This window comes from Vibrio sinaloensis DSM 21326 (assembly GCF_000189275.1).
GTDB lineage: Bacteria > Pseudomonadota > Gammaproteobacteria > Enterobacterales > Vibrionaceae > Vibrio > Vibrio sinaloensis.
Genome location: NZ_AEVT01000003.1, coordinates 1 through 13,953 on the forward strand (window position 1 = coordinate 1; position 13,953 = coordinate 13,953).

Annotated in this window: 14 protein-coding genes; 9 read left to right on the forward strand and 5 right to left on the reverse strand. The window is 44.3% G+C overall.

Going from position 1 to position 13,953, the window contains the following annotated elements; genetic code table 11:
• Window positions 1–37: 37 nt before the first annotated feature.
• The gene (locus tag RH45_RS00545) at window positions 38–928 is read left to right on the forward strand and encodes a LysR family transcriptional regulator (protein WP_008072554.1); all 891 of its coding nucleotides are present in this window, start codon (window positions 38–40) and stop codon (window positions 926–928) included.
• On the opposite strand, the gene RH45_RS00550 is transcribed toward RH45_RS00545, so the two are convergent.
• Window positions 909–1,541, reverse strand: a complete 633-nt coding sequence (locus RH45_RS00550) for a response regulator transcription factor (RefSeq protein WP_008072555.1) — start codon at window positions 1,539–1,541, stop codon at window positions 909–911. The genes RH45_RS00545 and RH45_RS00550 overlap by 20 nt on opposite strands.
• A 145-nt stretch (window positions 1,542–1,686) precedes the next feature.
• Window positions 1,687–2,487 carry a substrate-binding periplasmic protein gene (locus RH45_RS00555; protein ID WP_008072556.1) on the reverse strand — a complete coding sequence of 267 codons (801 nt, stop codon included), beginning with the start codon at window positions 2,485–2,487 and terminating at the stop codon, window positions 1,687–1,689.
• A 104-nt stretch (window positions 2,488–2,591) separates the two neighbouring features.
• Here RH45_RS00555 and RH45_RS00560 point away from each other — a divergent pair, with 104 nt between their 5' ends.
• From RH45_RS00560 to vctC, 5 genes are all read left to right on the forward strand, one after another.
• A complete protein-coding gene (locus tag RH45_RS00560) occupies window positions 2,592–3,032 on the forward strand; it encodes an RNA-binding S4 domain-containing protein (protein ID WP_008072557.1) in 441 nt (146 codons plus the stop codon).
• Between the two features lie 214 nt (window positions 3,033–3,246).
• A complete protein-coding gene (locus RH45_RS00565) occupies window positions 3,247–4,152 on the forward strand; it encodes a siderophore ABC transporter substrate-binding protein (protein ID WP_008072558.1) in 906 nt (301 codons plus the stop codon).
• 66 nt (window positions 4,153–4,218) lie between these two features.
• The gene (gene vctD / locus RH45_RS00570; RefSeq protein WP_008072559.1) at window positions 4,219–5,157 is read left to right on the forward strand and encodes an iron chelate uptake ABC transporter permease subunit VctD; all 939 of its coding nucleotides are present in this window, start codon (window positions 4,219–4,221) and stop codon (window positions 5,155–5,157) included.
• Window positions 5,147–6,097, forward strand: a complete 951-nt coding sequence (vctG, locus tag RH45_RS00575) for an iron chelate uptake ABC transporter permease subunit VctG (protein WP_008072560.1) — start codon at window positions 5,147–5,149, stop codon at window positions 6,095–6,097. The genes vctD and vctG overlap by 11 nt, the downstream gene beginning before the upstream one ends.
• A 7-nt stretch (window positions 6,098–6,104) precedes the next feature.
• Window positions 6,105–6,860, forward strand: coding sequence for an iron chelate ABC transporter ATP-binding protein VctC (vctC, locus tag RH45_RS00580; RefSeq protein ID WP_008072561.1), 756 nt, complete (start codon window positions 6,105–6,107; stop codon window positions 6,858–6,860).
• A gap of 42 nt (window positions 6,861–6,902) precedes the next feature.
• On the opposite strand, the gene cueR is transcribed toward vctC, so the two are convergent.
• Both cueR and RH45_RS00590 read right to left on the reverse strand, forming a co-directional pair.
• Complete coding sequence (cueR, locus tag RH45_RS00585; RefSeq protein ID WP_008072562.1) at window positions 6,903–7,289, reverse strand: Cu(I)-responsive transcriptional regulator; 387 nt, start codon at window positions 7,287–7,289, stop codon at window positions 6,903–6,905.
• A gap of 43 nt (window positions 7,290–7,332) precedes the next feature.
• Entirely contained in the window at window positions 7,333–8,322 is a 990-nt protein-coding gene (locus RH45_RS00590; protein WP_008072563.1) for an AraC family transcriptional regulator, read from the reverse strand.
• 118 nt (window positions 8,323–8,440) lie between these two features.
• On the opposite strand from RH45_RS00590, the gene RH45_RS00595 reads away from it, so the two are divergent.
• Both RH45_RS00595 and RH45_RS00600 read left to right on the forward strand, forming a co-directional pair.
• Window positions 8,441–10,459, forward strand: a complete 2,019-nt coding sequence (locus RH45_RS00595; RefSeq protein ID WP_008072564.1) for a TonB-dependent siderophore receptor — start codon at window positions 8,441–8,443, stop codon at window positions 10,457–10,459.
• A 104-nt stretch (window positions 10,460–10,563) separates the two neighbouring features.
• Window positions 10,564–10,845 (forward strand): DUF2218 domain-containing protein, encoded by a 282-nt coding sequence (locus RH45_RS00600; protein WP_008072565.1) that lies wholly within the window; start codon window positions 10,564–10,566, stop codon window positions 10,843–10,845.
• Window position 10,846: 1 nt separating this feature from the next.
• Here RH45_RS00600 and RH45_RS00605 read toward each other — a convergent pair whose 3' ends face one another.
• Window positions 10,847–12,454, reverse strand: coding sequence for a putative bifunctional diguanylate cyclase/phosphodiesterase (locus RH45_RS00605; RefSeq protein ID WP_008072566.1), 1,608 nt, complete (start codon window positions 12,452–12,454; stop codon window positions 10,847–10,849).
• A gap of 290 nt (window positions 12,455–12,744) precedes the next feature.
• On the opposite strand from RH45_RS00605, the gene RH45_RS00610 reads away from it, so the two are divergent.
• Window positions 12,745–13,938 carry an acetate/propionate family kinase gene (locus RH45_RS00610; protein ID WP_008072569.1) on the forward strand — a complete coding sequence of 398 codons (1,194 nt, stop codon included), beginning with the start codon at window positions 12,745–12,747 and terminating at the stop codon, window positions 13,936–13,938.
• Window positions 13,939–13,953: the final 15 nt, after the last annotated feature.

The window sequence follows — 13,953 nt, forward strand, 5'->3', positions numbered from 1 at the left end:
TTCGTCATATCAACAAAGTAGAAACAACAGGTAGGCTATGAAGTCACAATTAGATCTAAATTTGCTCAAGGTGTTATCACTATTACATAAACACCGTCAATTAAAGCCAGTGGCGAAGGAGCTTGGAAAAACCGAAAGTGCGGTCAGTAAGCATCTTGCAAAACTGCGTGAGCAACTTGATGATCAGCTGTTTGTTCGTGGGGCTCATGAATACGAGCCTACAGAGTTCACGCTTCAATTATTACCTGAAGTGGAAAAAGGCTTGACGTTGATTAAAGGGGCGATCGAGAAAGAAGAGTTTGACCCTGCAAGTTATGACAAACCAATCACAGTCGCAATTCCAAGTTTGGCGCAGTACTTGATAGGTAAAGCGTTAATGCTTGATCTGTTTGATACTTTTCCAAACGCTTCAATTCATTTGACTACGTGGAGCGATACCTCCGTTGATGATCTGTTGGACGATAAGATAGATATTGGCTTGCAATATTTTAATCCCGAGATGACAAAAACTGTCTATCAAAAGCACTTGGGTAGATACAAAGCCGGCATCGTAACGTCGAAGAAATACTGTTCAAAGACGTTAGAAGAAAAGTTAGCGATGCCTTATGTATTGATGGAGATGAAAGGTTGGCAAGAAAAGAAAGCCGTGATCAAAATTGCGCTCGCTGAATGTGGGATTGAAATCGAAAAAGTTGCAACGGTAGACAATATCACCTGTTTGTTTCAACTACTTGAAGCGAAAGAGTGCGCAACCTTGTTTCCGGCGATGGAACATTTAATCAATCAGGATGAATACTGTGTTGAAGTGTTGCCCCAACACTTGCAGTTGGAGCATCCACCGTCGGTTGTAGCGAATATTAAGGTGGTCAATCAGACCAATCCTCTACATAAGTTGCTTGCAGACAAACTTAAGCTGCATCTGTTTTAACTTCAGACAAAGATACGTGCAAGTGCTCTTGCAAGTTCATTAGCTCAACAATTGAGTCTACATTGTACTTGTCTAGAATACGTGACTTGTAAGTACTGATGGTTTTCGAGCTTAGTGAAAGAAGCTCGGAAATCTTTTTATTGGTGTAACCTTTCATCAAGTAGTTAAACACAACGGTTTCACGGTTAGACAAGGTCGTATTTCTGCGTCGAGACGCGTTTTCGTGTTTGAACACACTGTAGCCTCGAACGACGCTGACGATGGCTTCTTTTAGCACTGGTGTTGACTCGAACTTAGCCACATATCCGTTTGCACCCAGCTTATAGGCCGTGTCTGAGTACATTGGGTGTTTGTTACCCGATAGGAATAAAATCTTTCCTGTGTAACCATGAGCTCGTGCACGACGTACAAATTCAAAACCGTCTGAGCTTTCTAAATCGACATCTAGAATCACTAGATCAATATCGTGGTCCTTAACCATTTGTACACCGAAAGAAGCGGAGTTTGCCTGTAAGACTTGAGCGTGTGGCAGTAACTCATAAACCAGTTGCTCCACTGCAACGCGCACGATTGGCTGGCTATCAAGTACAAGTGTTTTTACTGCTGACATCATTTTATTTTCTCTTATTAGCTTTTATTCGTTCATCCATGGGAAGTATTGTTCCGATGGATGTAATGTAAGGCAAAGCTGACTGAAAAGGTGGAAAGGCAGATCTTCCAAAGTGGAAAAATGGTCAATTAAATGTCATGTGCGTCATTTAATTGTCATTTGGTAGGTGGTTTTTTATCAGATTGTCGATAGTGCCGTTCTGTTTTAGACGGTTTAATTGAAAGTTGAATTGTTCTATAAAATCAGTCTTATACGGGTACTTTTTTGCTGATTCACGAGTAAAACCAAGGTACCCTTGCTCAGAGCTAACAACCGTGCCAAATTTCAGACGAAAACTTTTTGGCAGCACGTTTTCATCAGTCATGTTCTGCTTTTCCCACAAAATTGACATCCGGTCATTGAGGTAACAGTCTGCTTTTTTGTTATAGAGACTCAACAAACTCAAGCGATTGCCTTTTTCTTCTCTTAAGCGGATTTTTCCTTGTTTTACGTGATGCCAGAAATCGCTCCCACCAAGCTCGAAGGCTTCATTGATTGCGACCGTTAAGCCCAAGTAATCATTTGGCCAGCTTTGTAAAGATTGGCCTTGAACACTGTCTGGATGACAGTAAACCACCACTTCTTCGTTGAGGATTGGTTCGGAATAGGGGGAAATGTAAGGTCGCTTGTCTGAGTAATAGTAAGGAGGGAAGAGAGCAAAGCCTCTCCCGAGTTTCAGCAGCTTTAAGCCTCGCTTCCAAGGAATGGGAACGATTGTAACGCTGTATCCGTCCATTTCATTGAAGACGGCATTGAGAATATCAACGTAGATTCCTTTTGCTTGATTGTTCTCTTCATAGCTGTATGGTGCGTAAGCGTTATCCCCATAAACAGTGACCTCAATGGGAGCCTCGTAGCTTAACGAGTAGCCTGACCATAACGTTAATAATCCAATTAGCCAACGCGACACATGAATACCTGCCTATTTGATACCCTTATTAGTAACTTTAGTTTATTTCTGAAGATATTGTGATTAGACTCTGCGTAACACAGTAATCCACCATAGAGTTCTATATGAGCGAAGAGTACGAGCAAGGGGAAGAGATAGAGATTGAAGCCATTGGCATTGAGGTGTCTTCTCATCCTATCGAGTTGTATAAAGTGTTTAAAATCGCCAACCTTGTCGGTGGGGGCGGTGAAGCGAAACATTTTATTGCTGAGGGTTATGTTGCCGTAAACGGTGAGCTAGAAACACGTAAGCGACGCAAAATGTACGACGGTGACTTTTTTGAGTTTAACCAAGAATATTACGTTGTGGTGTGCGATGCTCCCGTAACTGAACCAGAAGAAAAACCGGCTAAAGCCGCTAAAAACACTCAGAAAGCGAAAAAACAAACCAAAAAACCTGCCAAATCGAAGTCATCTTCAAAGCCTGCTAAAAAGTCGGCTTCGAAAGATAAACCTGCCCAGCAAGGTGGAAGTAAGAACGGCCGTTCTTCAATCGACTTCTTCTAAGAGTTAGGGAGGCTTGACCTCCCATTGACTCTAATCCAGCTTCTACTTCTCTTGATAAATTCGCGTTTTTCATAACGATTCTCTTATCTTGCATAATCAAAGCGAGTATCGCTTATCCATCCGTCATATTAATCTCTTGCACACTAGTGACATTTGCTTGAATCTAAATGATAATGCTTTGCATTTAATATGGAATGGGACGAATAAAATGAGAATGAAGGGTTTAGCAATCGCGCTTATGTTCGCGGCGGGTGCTGTCAATGCGAAAACAGTAGAAATAGACCATGTTCAAGGGACAACCAAGGTAGAGACTAACCCTAAACGTGTCGTGGTAATTGGTCTTGGGCCATTAGACACAGTCAAGGCGATGGGGGTTGAGCCTGTCGCGGTATCCAGTGTTAGCATGTACCCAGACTACTTATCTCAATATCGTAGTGGGGAGTTCGTGTCTGCTGGCAGTTTGTTTGAGCCAGATTTTGAAACTATTTACACTCAAAAACCTGACCTGATCATTGTTGGCCCACGTGGTGCCAGCAAATATAAAGAGCTTTCTGAGATCGCACCTACGATTGTTTATGCTTTAGATCGAAAGCAGGGCTACTGGCAAGCGACGCAAAATGAGTGGCGTAACCTAGGTAAAGTATTCGAAAAAGAAGACTTTGTTGAAAAGAAAATTGCCGAACTTGATAAAGAGTTTAAGCAGATTCAAGGCTATAACAAAGACAACAGTGTTGACGCACTTACTGTGATGTCTGGCGGTGGTAAGGTCACAACATTTGGTGCTGATTCACGATTTGGTGTGATTTATAAAGATTTCGGTTTTGCTGAAACGGTGAAAGACATCAAAGAAAAAGGCCACGGAGATTTGGTCTCTTACGAGTTTATTCGTGAGCACAACCCGTCGACTCTATTGGTGATTGATAAAGATATCCTTATCAACAAGGGTAAGAGCAGCAACGTAAAACGTGACTTCGAGAATGATCTGGTTAAAGCGACCAATGCTTACAAAAACCATAAGCTTTCATACTTGGATGTGAATGCTTGGTACTTGTCCATCGCGGGCATGCGTGCCACCGAGCAAATGTTAGACGATATTAAGTCTGTGTCTGAAATCAACTAATACCAAAGCGGTTACACAAGGCCTCAAGCGACCTGCTTGGGGTCTTTTTGCTTCAAGAGAATTACTTTGAAAACACTAGCGTGTACCTTGATTGTTCTTAGCTTAGTATCCCTGTTCGTTGGGATAGGGCAGCTAAGCGTATTCCAACTGATTGAAGGGGATAAAGCGAGCTGGCAGTTGCTTTTAACCAGCAGGCTGCCTCGATTAGCGGCGATTTTGCTGGCTGGGGCAGGCCTGAGTATTGCTGGCCTTATCATGCAGCAGATCAGCCAGAATCGATTCGCTTCGCCGTCAACTTCTGGCACCATCGAATGTGCCATGTTGGGCTACGTGCTCAGCTTGGTTCTGTTTGGTAATGGACAAGAGTTGTGGTTGATCTTCGGCACGGCAATGCTGGGGACACTTATTTTCGTTCAATTCATTAACCGCATTCAGTTTAAGAATGCCGTGTTTGTGCCTTTGGTCGGCATCATTTTTGGTAACGTGATTGAATCAGTCGCGACGTTTTTCGCCTATAAGTTTGACGCGATTCAAAACCTGTCCAGCTGGGCCGTAGCCAATTTCGCTAACCTTCTGCAGGGTGACTATGAGCTGTTGTATGTTGCTATCCCTTTTGCCTTGTTCAGCTACTTATATGCGACGCGAATTTCAGCGGTTGGTCTGGGTAAAGACTTCGCGGTTAATTTGGGCCTAAACTACCAGCACGTCCTGATTATTGGCGTCTTGCTGGTGTCAGTTATGTCAGCCTCTGTGGTCATGATCGTGGGTAAGTTGCCGTTTCTTGGCTTGATTGTGCCTAATTTGGTCAGCCGATTTTATGGTGACAATTTAAGGAAGAACATCCCACTCACCGCCTTACTGGGCGCGCTGATTGTGCTGGGGTGTGACTTGATCGGCCGTTTGATCATCTTCCCTTATGAGCTGCCGATCACCAATATTATCAGTCTTGTTGGTGGTGTTGTGTTTATTTTCTTTATCTTGCAAGGAGAAAAGAATGCAAGATAAACACAAACTACTGTTACTTGCAGCCATTGCGATTTTGTTCTCTGGCTTGTTTATTGGTTTAGGGTTAACCGCTGATAACTATGAGTATTTCTTGTCTCGCCGCGTACCCAAAGTACTAGCAATGGTGATTGCTGGTGTTTCTATTGGGCTGTCATCATTGGCGTTTCAGACGATTACTCACAACCGAATTCTTACCCCGAGTATCATGGGCTTCGATTCTTTGTACTTGTTCTCCAAAGTGCTGATGGTTGCACTATTTGGTGGGCTTACCGGAATAGCGATGAACAGTTACGTTAATTTTGTCGTTTCGCTTATCGCAATGCTTGGTTTTTCCTTGTTGCTGTTCGGTTTTTATTTTCGGGGTGAGCGACAAAATCTAATGGTGTTGTTACTGCTTGGCGTGATACTTGGTCAGGTTTTTGATAGCAGCTCGGCATTTCTGATTATGCTTATGGACCCAACCGACTTCGCCGCAGTACTGGCGAACATGTTTGCGAGTTTTAATAACGTGAGTGTCGATTTGGTGTACCTATGCGCACCACTCCTTTGTTTGGTTTCCTGGCGTTTATACACACTTCACCGATTACTCGACGTGTTTTGGCTCGACAAAGATAACGCGATAAGCCTCGGGGTAGACGTAAAAAAAGTAACGTTGCAAATCCTGCTTCTGTCTGCGCTACTGATTTCCATCGCGACGGCATTAATTGGCCCATTACTGTTCTTTGGTTTGTTGGTGACCAACGTTACCCGAGAAATGTTTTCCAATTACCAGCACAAGATACTGTTCGTCGCCGTTGCCTTACTCTCGGTTGCCGCGTTACTCAGTGGTCAGTGGATCGTTGAGAATGTGTTTGGCTTCACGACAACACTGAGTGTGGTCATCAACTTTATTGGCGGTCTCTACTTTTTGACCATGCTGCTGCGTAACAAGATTGTTTAGGATAGATATGATTAGTTTAAAAGGGCTGAAAAAAGCATTTGGTCAATCCATCGTTGTTGATCAAGCAAACGCAGAGTTCGAGAAAGGCAAGGTCACGTCCATAATTGGTCCCAATGGAGCGGGGAAAAGTACTTTGTTATCAATGGCAAGCCGACTGGTAAGTAAAGATGCCGGAGAGGTCTACATAGACTGCAAAGAGTTGTCTGAATGGGATAACAAAGAGCTCGCCAAACGTCTTGCGGTGCTGCGTCAAGCCAACTCAATTACGATGCGATTTACGGTTCGTGAGATGGTGTCGTTTGGTCGATTTCCCTATTCACAGGGCAAGTTGACTTCAGACGACAAGCGAGTGATTGATCAAGCGATTGAGTATCTCGATTTAGTGTCGATCGAAAACAAATACCTTGATGAACTCAGCGGTGGTCAACGCCAACTGGCCTTTATCGCAATGGTCATGGCGCAAGACACCGATTATGTCTTCTTAGACGAGCCACTCAATAACCTAGACATCAAACACTCGCTGCAGATTATGCGCAATATCGGACGGTTGGCGCATGAGATGAACAAAGCGGTTGTGGTGGTGATTCACGATATCAACTTTGCCGCTTGTTATTCCGATTTCATTATCGCACTAAAAAGAGGCCGAGTGGTGGCTCAAGGCAAGGTGAGTGAGGTTATTCAAGCCGACATATTGGAAAGCATCTACGAGACGCCATTTAATATTGTTGAAGTCGACGGTAAGCGGATGTGCACCTACTACTAGCCGTTTAATTAGGCGCCCAGTCATTGAGTACTGGGCGTTTTTTTACTTGGTGAGGTCTTCAATAATCGGGCATTGACTGTTTTCATCACCCGGGCAGGTGGATACCCACTGCTTAAGTTGTTTTTCAATTTCCTGAAGCTCACGAATACGAACTTCCACTTCTTGCAGTTTTTCTTGCGCTTTGGCTTTCACTTCTCGGCTTTTACGGTTTGGGTTATGCGCCAAGTCGACAAACTCTTTGCATTCCAATAGAGAGAAGCCTGCATTTTTTGCTCGTGAGATCAGGTTGAGCTCCTGAACATGTTGGTCACTGTACTCTCGATATCCCGAATCACTTCTACGAGGAGGGGTAATGAGCGCTTTCTCTTCATAAAGACGAATCGATTTGCTTGAAAGGCCCGTTAATTTGGCAATGGCTCCAATATTCATGTTTACCTCGTCTGAGCTCACTCTCTCAGTTCAATTGTAATGCCTATTCTGTTTTTACTACTTTTGCTGGTGGAATGCCAAACTCTTTTTTGAATGCGATAGTAAAGTTTGCCGGATGGTTATAACCCGCCTCATACGCGGCTTCAGTAATGGTGACCAACCCTTTCTCTAAATTACTCTTTGCGAGATGCAAGCGGCGCTGACGTACATAGCTTTTTACCGTGATTCCCACGTCTTCTTTAAAAATTCTTTGCAGATTAGAACTGCTCATTGAAAAGTGTTTGGCAATACTATCAAGGTTTAACGAGTGCTTAAGCTGCGTTTCGATGTAATAGAGAATATCTTTGATTCGCTCAGACAGATTTTGTTCGTTGGTTTTAGAATCAGGCTGGGTGAAGTCTTGATAAGTGGTGGTGGAACCTAAACGGACAAACATTTTCTCAACCAATTGCAGCGCTAAAGATTCAAAGTTGAGTTTGGCGATCAAATCTCGCGGTTGTTCGCAAGATAATAGCTGGTTAACGGACTTCATCAGTGCATTATCGACGTTTAAGCGTATGTACTGCATGTGGCCGGACAAGAAGGCTGTCGCGCTGTCCTCGTTACCTAGGCGAGACATCACCCATTGAGGGGACAGAATCAAATTGATTTTGGTCAGGGTGTTGTTTCGCTCAATACTCCGATGAAAGCTAGCGGGCTGGGCAACGTTGACCATGACGGCTTCAACCTGTTTATCTCCATCTAATGATAGTTCAAGGTCGTCATAACCAAATGTCAGTTTACCTTGTACCACAATAGTGATGGTGATTGCGGGTTTGATCGATGCGACGATATGTGAGTCCACCAACTCTAAGCTGGTTCCACCATATAATGTGAAAGTGTCGGCCGACTGATAATTCAGTAATTTACCTTCCAAAATGGGCGCATCTTTGAAACGGTTTTTGCTAAAGATAACTTTTTTATCATCTTCAATAATGGTCTTAGTCAACACTACCTTTGGGATGTTGACTCCTTGCTGAGTTGCGCAGCTCATTCAGCGATTCCTCATAATAGTTATGCGTTTTGGCATAACGATAAATACTTCTCGTTAATAGAATTGAAACTTATCATACATGCGAATTGTTATCATTACCAACTAGGAAAGATGTCTCATGGGAAGGGTTATTCGCACACCTCTGCAAAAATCAATTATCTGCTGCGCTGTCGGCTTAGCAATCAACACAACCGCAATCGCTGAGGAAACCAGCTACTTTGATGAAGTGGTTGTTTGGGGCACGAAAGTCTCGAGCAATACTGAATCGTTGGGTGCGCAAGATATGTCTGTTAAACAAGCTGACCATATGTCTGATTTGTTGCGCGATATTCCAGGGGTTGATGTCGGTGGTACACACTCGGTGAATCAGCGAATAAACATTCGTGGTTTAGGTGAAACTGAACTGGATATTCGTTTGGACGGTGCCTCTCAGCACGCCAATATGTTCCACCATATCGGTAACCTAACTCTTAACCCAGACATTCTAAAAAGTGCTGATATTCAAGTGGGTAACAACTCAGTGACTCAGAATGGTATCGGTGGGGCGGTCTACTTCGAGACCAAAGACGCAAAAGATTTGCTCCGTCATAGTGACCAAGATTTTGGTGCTCGCGTGTATGGTGGCTACGCAACTAATGCCAGCCAGCAAGGTTCCCTCACGGTTTACGGTTTGATTGGCGAGAAGACAGATGCAATGCTGTACGGGCACTATGTCAGCCGCGATGACTTTAAAGATGGCCGTGGTGAAGAAACTATCGGGCTTGCAGGAGATACTTATAACATTCTCGGTAAAATCGGCTTTGAGCCTTCTGATTTACACCGATTTGAACTTGCTTATGACCTGTATCGTGACAGCGGCGATTATAACCCAAGACCAAACTGGTCAGTCGATGCGATTCAATCTCGCTCGAATGACGAGTTAATGCCAACAGATTATGACCGTGACACGGTGACTTTATCTTATGAGCTAAAAGGGGATGAGAATCGCGGTAAGGTTGCTCTATACAGCAGCAAGACCGAAATCACTCGTGATGAGTCTGACGTTCAAAGCCGTTGGCCAGGCGATCGTAAATCAGTTAATACGGCAGAAAACCGTAACCTAGGCATCAATGCAACCTTCCAAACGGATTATGCTGTCGCCGATCTTGCCAATACCGTTACTTATGGTGCCGATTACATGGATAAAAACAGTAAGAGTACCTATGGTGGGGACAAGTACGCCGATGAAAACGCCATCAGTCGTGCGGTGTTCGTAGAAAACCAAATATTCTTAACGGATGATTTAAGCTTTACTGCCGGCCTTCGCTACGACGACTACAAACGCAAAGCAGAGACTGGAACGGATAACTTTGATGACGTGACTTGGTCTTTGGCTACCGAATGGCAAGTGGCAACAGATTGGACGTTGTTTGCTAGCGCAAGAAGCTTATTTAAAGGGCCTGAGCTACTGGAGTCTTTTATCAAGTACCAAACTGTTGCTTTTATGGATGAGGATATCAAGGCGGAAACCGGGCTCAATACTCAAGGTGGAGTGCGCTTTGAGAAATTCATCGATGAACATTACCTTGGCGCAAACCTAACGGTCTTTAAGACGCAAATCGACGACTATATTCACGCAACATACGACCGCCCAAGCGCTAGCTATCAAATCTTTAACTATGGCGATGTTGAATTTAAAGGCTTTGAGTTAAGTGCGACTTACGGCTATGAGAACTTCACTTCTAAGGTGTCTTACTCTCGCTCAGACAACAAAGACAAAACCAATGGTGGACCTGTATTAAGCTCATTAAGCCCGTCGTCGCGTCGCAGTATTGATGTCGGAGATAGCATCGCGTTAACGCTAGATTATCAGTCAGACCAACTAGACACGATATTTGGTTGGACATCGATTGTGGTGCTTGAGGAAGACAACGTGTTAGAAGGTGCGCCAGTGAAGGAAGCGTACAACGTACATAATCTTTACGCACAATGGATTCCATCTAGTGTTGAGGATTTCTCCCTTACGTTCGGTATAGATAACGTGTTTGATGCTGAGTATGCGTCTCACGCGTCTAAAACCGGTGTAGTCGGCGATGTTACCGCAGACGATTTCGAACCTGGCCGTAACTTCAAGCTTTCCGTTGCTTACCAGTTTTAAGCCGTGAGCGTTATATAACAGCATATTTATTATTTTCGTCTTTTTGCTTTAAACACATTTGCTGCCCATATTGGGCAGCCTTTTTTTACATGGAAGAAAATACAATGGTTAAATTCACCACTATTCAATCTGAGCACGCGAGCAAATATTTAACGGTGTTGTGCCGTCACTTTGCACGAAAAGTCGATTCGACATGGGATGACGATCGTGGTCACGTCACTTTTCCAATGGGTGAAGCTAGCATGCTGGTGGATCATGAAAAGCAGCAGCTCACCATCAGTTGCAGTGCGAGCGATGAAGACAAGCTCAAAGGCGTGATAGGAATTATAGAATCACATGTACACTTGTTCGCGCGCCGAGAGCCGATTGCGCTCGTTTGGCAATAAACTAAGTGAAGTGGGCCAGCTCACCAATTTGTGGTGGGTTATGGTTTAAGCTCCACTGAATTGCTTCTTCAATCGGAATGGCTGGGCTGTAATAAAACCCTTGGATATAGTCGCAGCCATATTTGCGTAAGATCTGTAATATTTCCGGCTCCTCCACACCTTCCGCAACCACCGTATAACCCAGCCCGTGAGCAAGTGAAATCGCGTTGAGTACGATAGAGCGGTTTCTCTCATTGTTTTCCAGTTGATAGAGAAACGACCGGTCTATTTTTATTTGGTCAACAGGCAAGTCTCTGAGCAATGAGAGAGAGGAGTAGCCAGTGCCAAAGTCATCCAAACTAATTTTGAAGCCTAGCGACTTGAGCTTGTCCAAGAGTTGTTCTGGGCTTCTTAATCGATTAATGGCCGTGCTTTCGGTAATTTCCAACACGACGGCGTTAACAAAATCTGGGTATTGTTGAGAGAGCCTGGTGAGCTGGTTCTCGAGATTTCTGCCCATTAAGTCTTTTGCGGATAGGTTGACGTGTATGGGGCAATGCAGGCCATGCTGAAAAAATTGCTGGATGTCTTGCGCGACCTTATCTAGCACCCATTCAGTGATAGAGGTGATTTTATTGCTCTGCTCAGCAACAGGGATAAAGTCGATAGGGCTGATGGTGGTGCCATCGGGCTTTATCCAGCGCATTAACGCCTCATAGCCACACACCACGTCGAGTTTACTGCACACGATAGGTTGGTAGTAGACACGGAACTCGTCGCGTTCTAGCGCTTCGTCAATCGCGCGTGAGATTTGCAGTTTTTTCCGAGCTCCTTGACTCATTGAAGGCTTAAAGCGGGTGATCTCCTGACCGCTTTTTTTCGCCCAATACATGGCAACATCGGCAGCATTGATTACCTGCTCGGCATCACGGCCTTGTTGTGGGAAGCTGCTGATGCCAATGATGGCACTGGTCGTCAGTTCAAAACCATCGATCGAGAAGGTTTTTTTCAGCGACGAGTTGATTTGATTCGCCAAGGTTTGGCTACTGATGTCATCTCTATTAGGGCAAATTATCACAAACTCGTCACCACCTATCCGTGCCACAAAATCCCCTTTTTCTATGTAGGTTGCGATGCGTTGGCCTATTTGAATCAGCAGTTGATCTCCGCAAAAATGACCCATTCCGTCGTTCACTTGTTTGAAGTTCACGACATCCAAAAGCATCAGTTGAAACGGGACTTCTCCTTCAATGAGGCAATTGATGGTCTCTATACAGTGCTTTCGATTTGGCAGACTGGTAAGCGGGTCGTGTAACGCGTTGTATTTTTCTTCCTCGGCCAGATTGTGCAGTTTATCGATAGTATTGAGACTGAAGCGGGTCACCATGTAAACGAAAATACTGCCGCAAAACAGAATGATAGACAGACCGAACACAACCGCATCAATGGTTTGACTAACAATGAGAGAGACAAGGACAGAGGTATATCCCAGAATAAAACTGGTTATCAGTATGCTCAGGGCTTGCCAACCTTTATGGCGAGTTTTGGCGCAGATACCTCTTGCAGTTACCAACCCGAAGATCAGTAACAAAACACCAGCCAAAATAAGTGCGATCGCTAATGTAAACAAGTTGACACCTTATGCAGTCAGGAACGCTGTTATGGATACCACCCTAAACCATCAGTTTGGTCAAATGGTTTGCAGTACTAACAGTGTAGGTCTCAACCTGCTAATTATAAAATTAACATTAATTTTCATCTGTGAATTAAATCAACAGTTGCTTTAGATCAACAAAATTTATTTGTTTTGTTGAAAATGAGCAAAGAAAGTTGAAAGATTCAAAAATAATTGAATAATGGGGTAATAACGATACAAGCAAAGTGCTTTCAATACTCGGTCTGAAACAGGATACATCCCTTATGTCTAACTCGTTTGTGCTGGTCATCAACTCTGGTAGCTCATCCCTTAAGTTTGCGGTCATTGACTCTCAGTCTGGTGACGCCATCGTTACTGGTCTTGGAGAGTGCTTCGGTCTTCCGGAGGCTGTGATCAGTTGGAAACACAATGGTGAGAAAACAGAAGAAGCCATTACTGCTCCAGACAACCATCACCAACATGCAATCAATCGAATTGTGGCCCTAATGGAATCATTGGGCTTTACTAATGAGCTCGTTGCCGTTGGTCACCGTATCGTTCATGGTGGCGAAAAATTCACTTCTACAGTACGTATTAATGATGAAGTACTTGCAGAAATTGAAGACTTGTCTGATCTGGCTCCGCTCCACAACCCAGCAGGCGCAAAAGGTATTAAGGCGGCAATGCAAGCCTTCCCAAGCCTACCTCAATTTGCTGTTTTCGATACTGCGTTCCACCAAACAATGCCTCAAAAAGCCTTCACTGGTGCGATTTCAAACGAACTGTACAAAGAGTACGGCATCCGTCGATACGGTTTCCACGGCACTAGCCATTATTTTGTAAGCCGAGAAGCGGCTAAGATGCTTAATAAGCCTGTAGAGCAAGCGAGCTTTATCTCCGTTCACTTAGGTAACGGCGCTTCAGTGTGTGCGATTGAAAATGGCCAATCAGTTGATACCTCAATGGGCTTCACGCCACTTGCTGGCTTGATGATGGGCACTCGCTCTGGTGACCTTGATCCGGGTATCATTGAGTTCCTAATGAAAAAAGGTTGGAGCCAAGAGAAAGTATTCGAAACACTAAACAAGAAGTCAGGTTTCTTAGGTGTATCGGGCCTAACGTCAGACGCTCGCGGTATTCTTGAAGCAATGGAAGAAGGCCACGAAGGCGCGAAGCTAGCGTTTGAAGTCTTTACTTACCGCGTAGCTAAGTACATCGGCTCTTACATGATTCCTTTAAACAGCCTAGATGCGGTGATCTTTACTGGCGGCATCGGCGAAAACTCACTGCCAATTCGACGCGAAATCCTAGCAAATTTAAAACTGCTTGGTTTCGTTGAAGACGAGAAGGGCAACGAGGAAGCACGCTTTGGCGCAGCCGGGATTATCGCTAAGTCCGAGCTGCTAGACGCCGTTGCAATGGTTATTCCAACTAACGAAGAATTCGTGATTGCGCAGCAGTCGGTAGAGCTTCTGTAACAGACTCTACAACTA

What these genes read in the sequence shown, in the direction of transcription:
- RH45_RS00545 (WP_008072554.1), top strand. Translation starts at nt 38, where the DNA reads ATGAAGTCACAATTAGATCTAAATTTGCTCAAGGTGTTATCACTATTA.
- RH45_RS00550 (WP_008072555.1), bottom strand. Translation starts at nt 1,541, where the DNA reads ATGATGTCAGCAGTAAAAACACTTGTACTTGATAGCCAGCCAATCGTG.
- RH45_RS00560 (WP_008072557.1), top strand. Translation starts at nt 2,592, where the DNA reads ATGAGCGAAGAGTACGAGCAAGGGGAAGAGATAGAGATTGAAGCCATT.
- RH45_RS00565 (WP_008072558.1), top strand. Translation starts at nt 3,247, where the DNA reads ATGAAGGGTTTAGCAATCGCGCTTATGTTCGCGGCGGGTGCTGTCAAT.
- vctG (WP_008072560.1), top strand. Translation starts at nt 5,147, where the DNA reads ATGCAAGATAAACACAAACTACTGTTACTTGCAGCCATTGCGATTTTG.
- vctC (WP_008072561.1), top strand. Translation starts at nt 6,105, where the DNA reads ATGATTAGTTTAAAAGGGCTGAAAAAAGCATTTGGTCAATCCATCGTT.
- cueR (WP_008072562.1), bottom strand. Translation starts at nt 7,289, where the DNA reads ATGAATATTGGAGCCATTGCCAAATTAACGGGCCTTTCAAGCAAATCG.
- RH45_RS00590 (WP_008072563.1), bottom strand. Translation starts at nt 8,322, where the DNA reads ATGAGCTGCGCAACTCAGCAAGGAGTCAACATCCCAAAGGTAGTGTTG.
- RH45_RS00595 (WP_008072564.1), top strand. Translation starts at nt 8,441, where the DNA reads ATGGGAAGGGTTATTCGCACACCTCTGCAAAAATCAATTATCTGCTGC.
- RH45_RS00600 (WP_008072565.1), top strand. Translation starts at nt 10,564, where the DNA reads ATGGTTAAATTCACCACTATTCAATCTGAGCACGCGAGCAAATATTTA.
- RH45_RS00610 (WP_008072569.1), top strand. Translation starts at nt 12,745, where the DNA reads ATGTCTAACTCGTTTGTGCTGGTCATCAACTCTGGTAGCTCATCCCTT.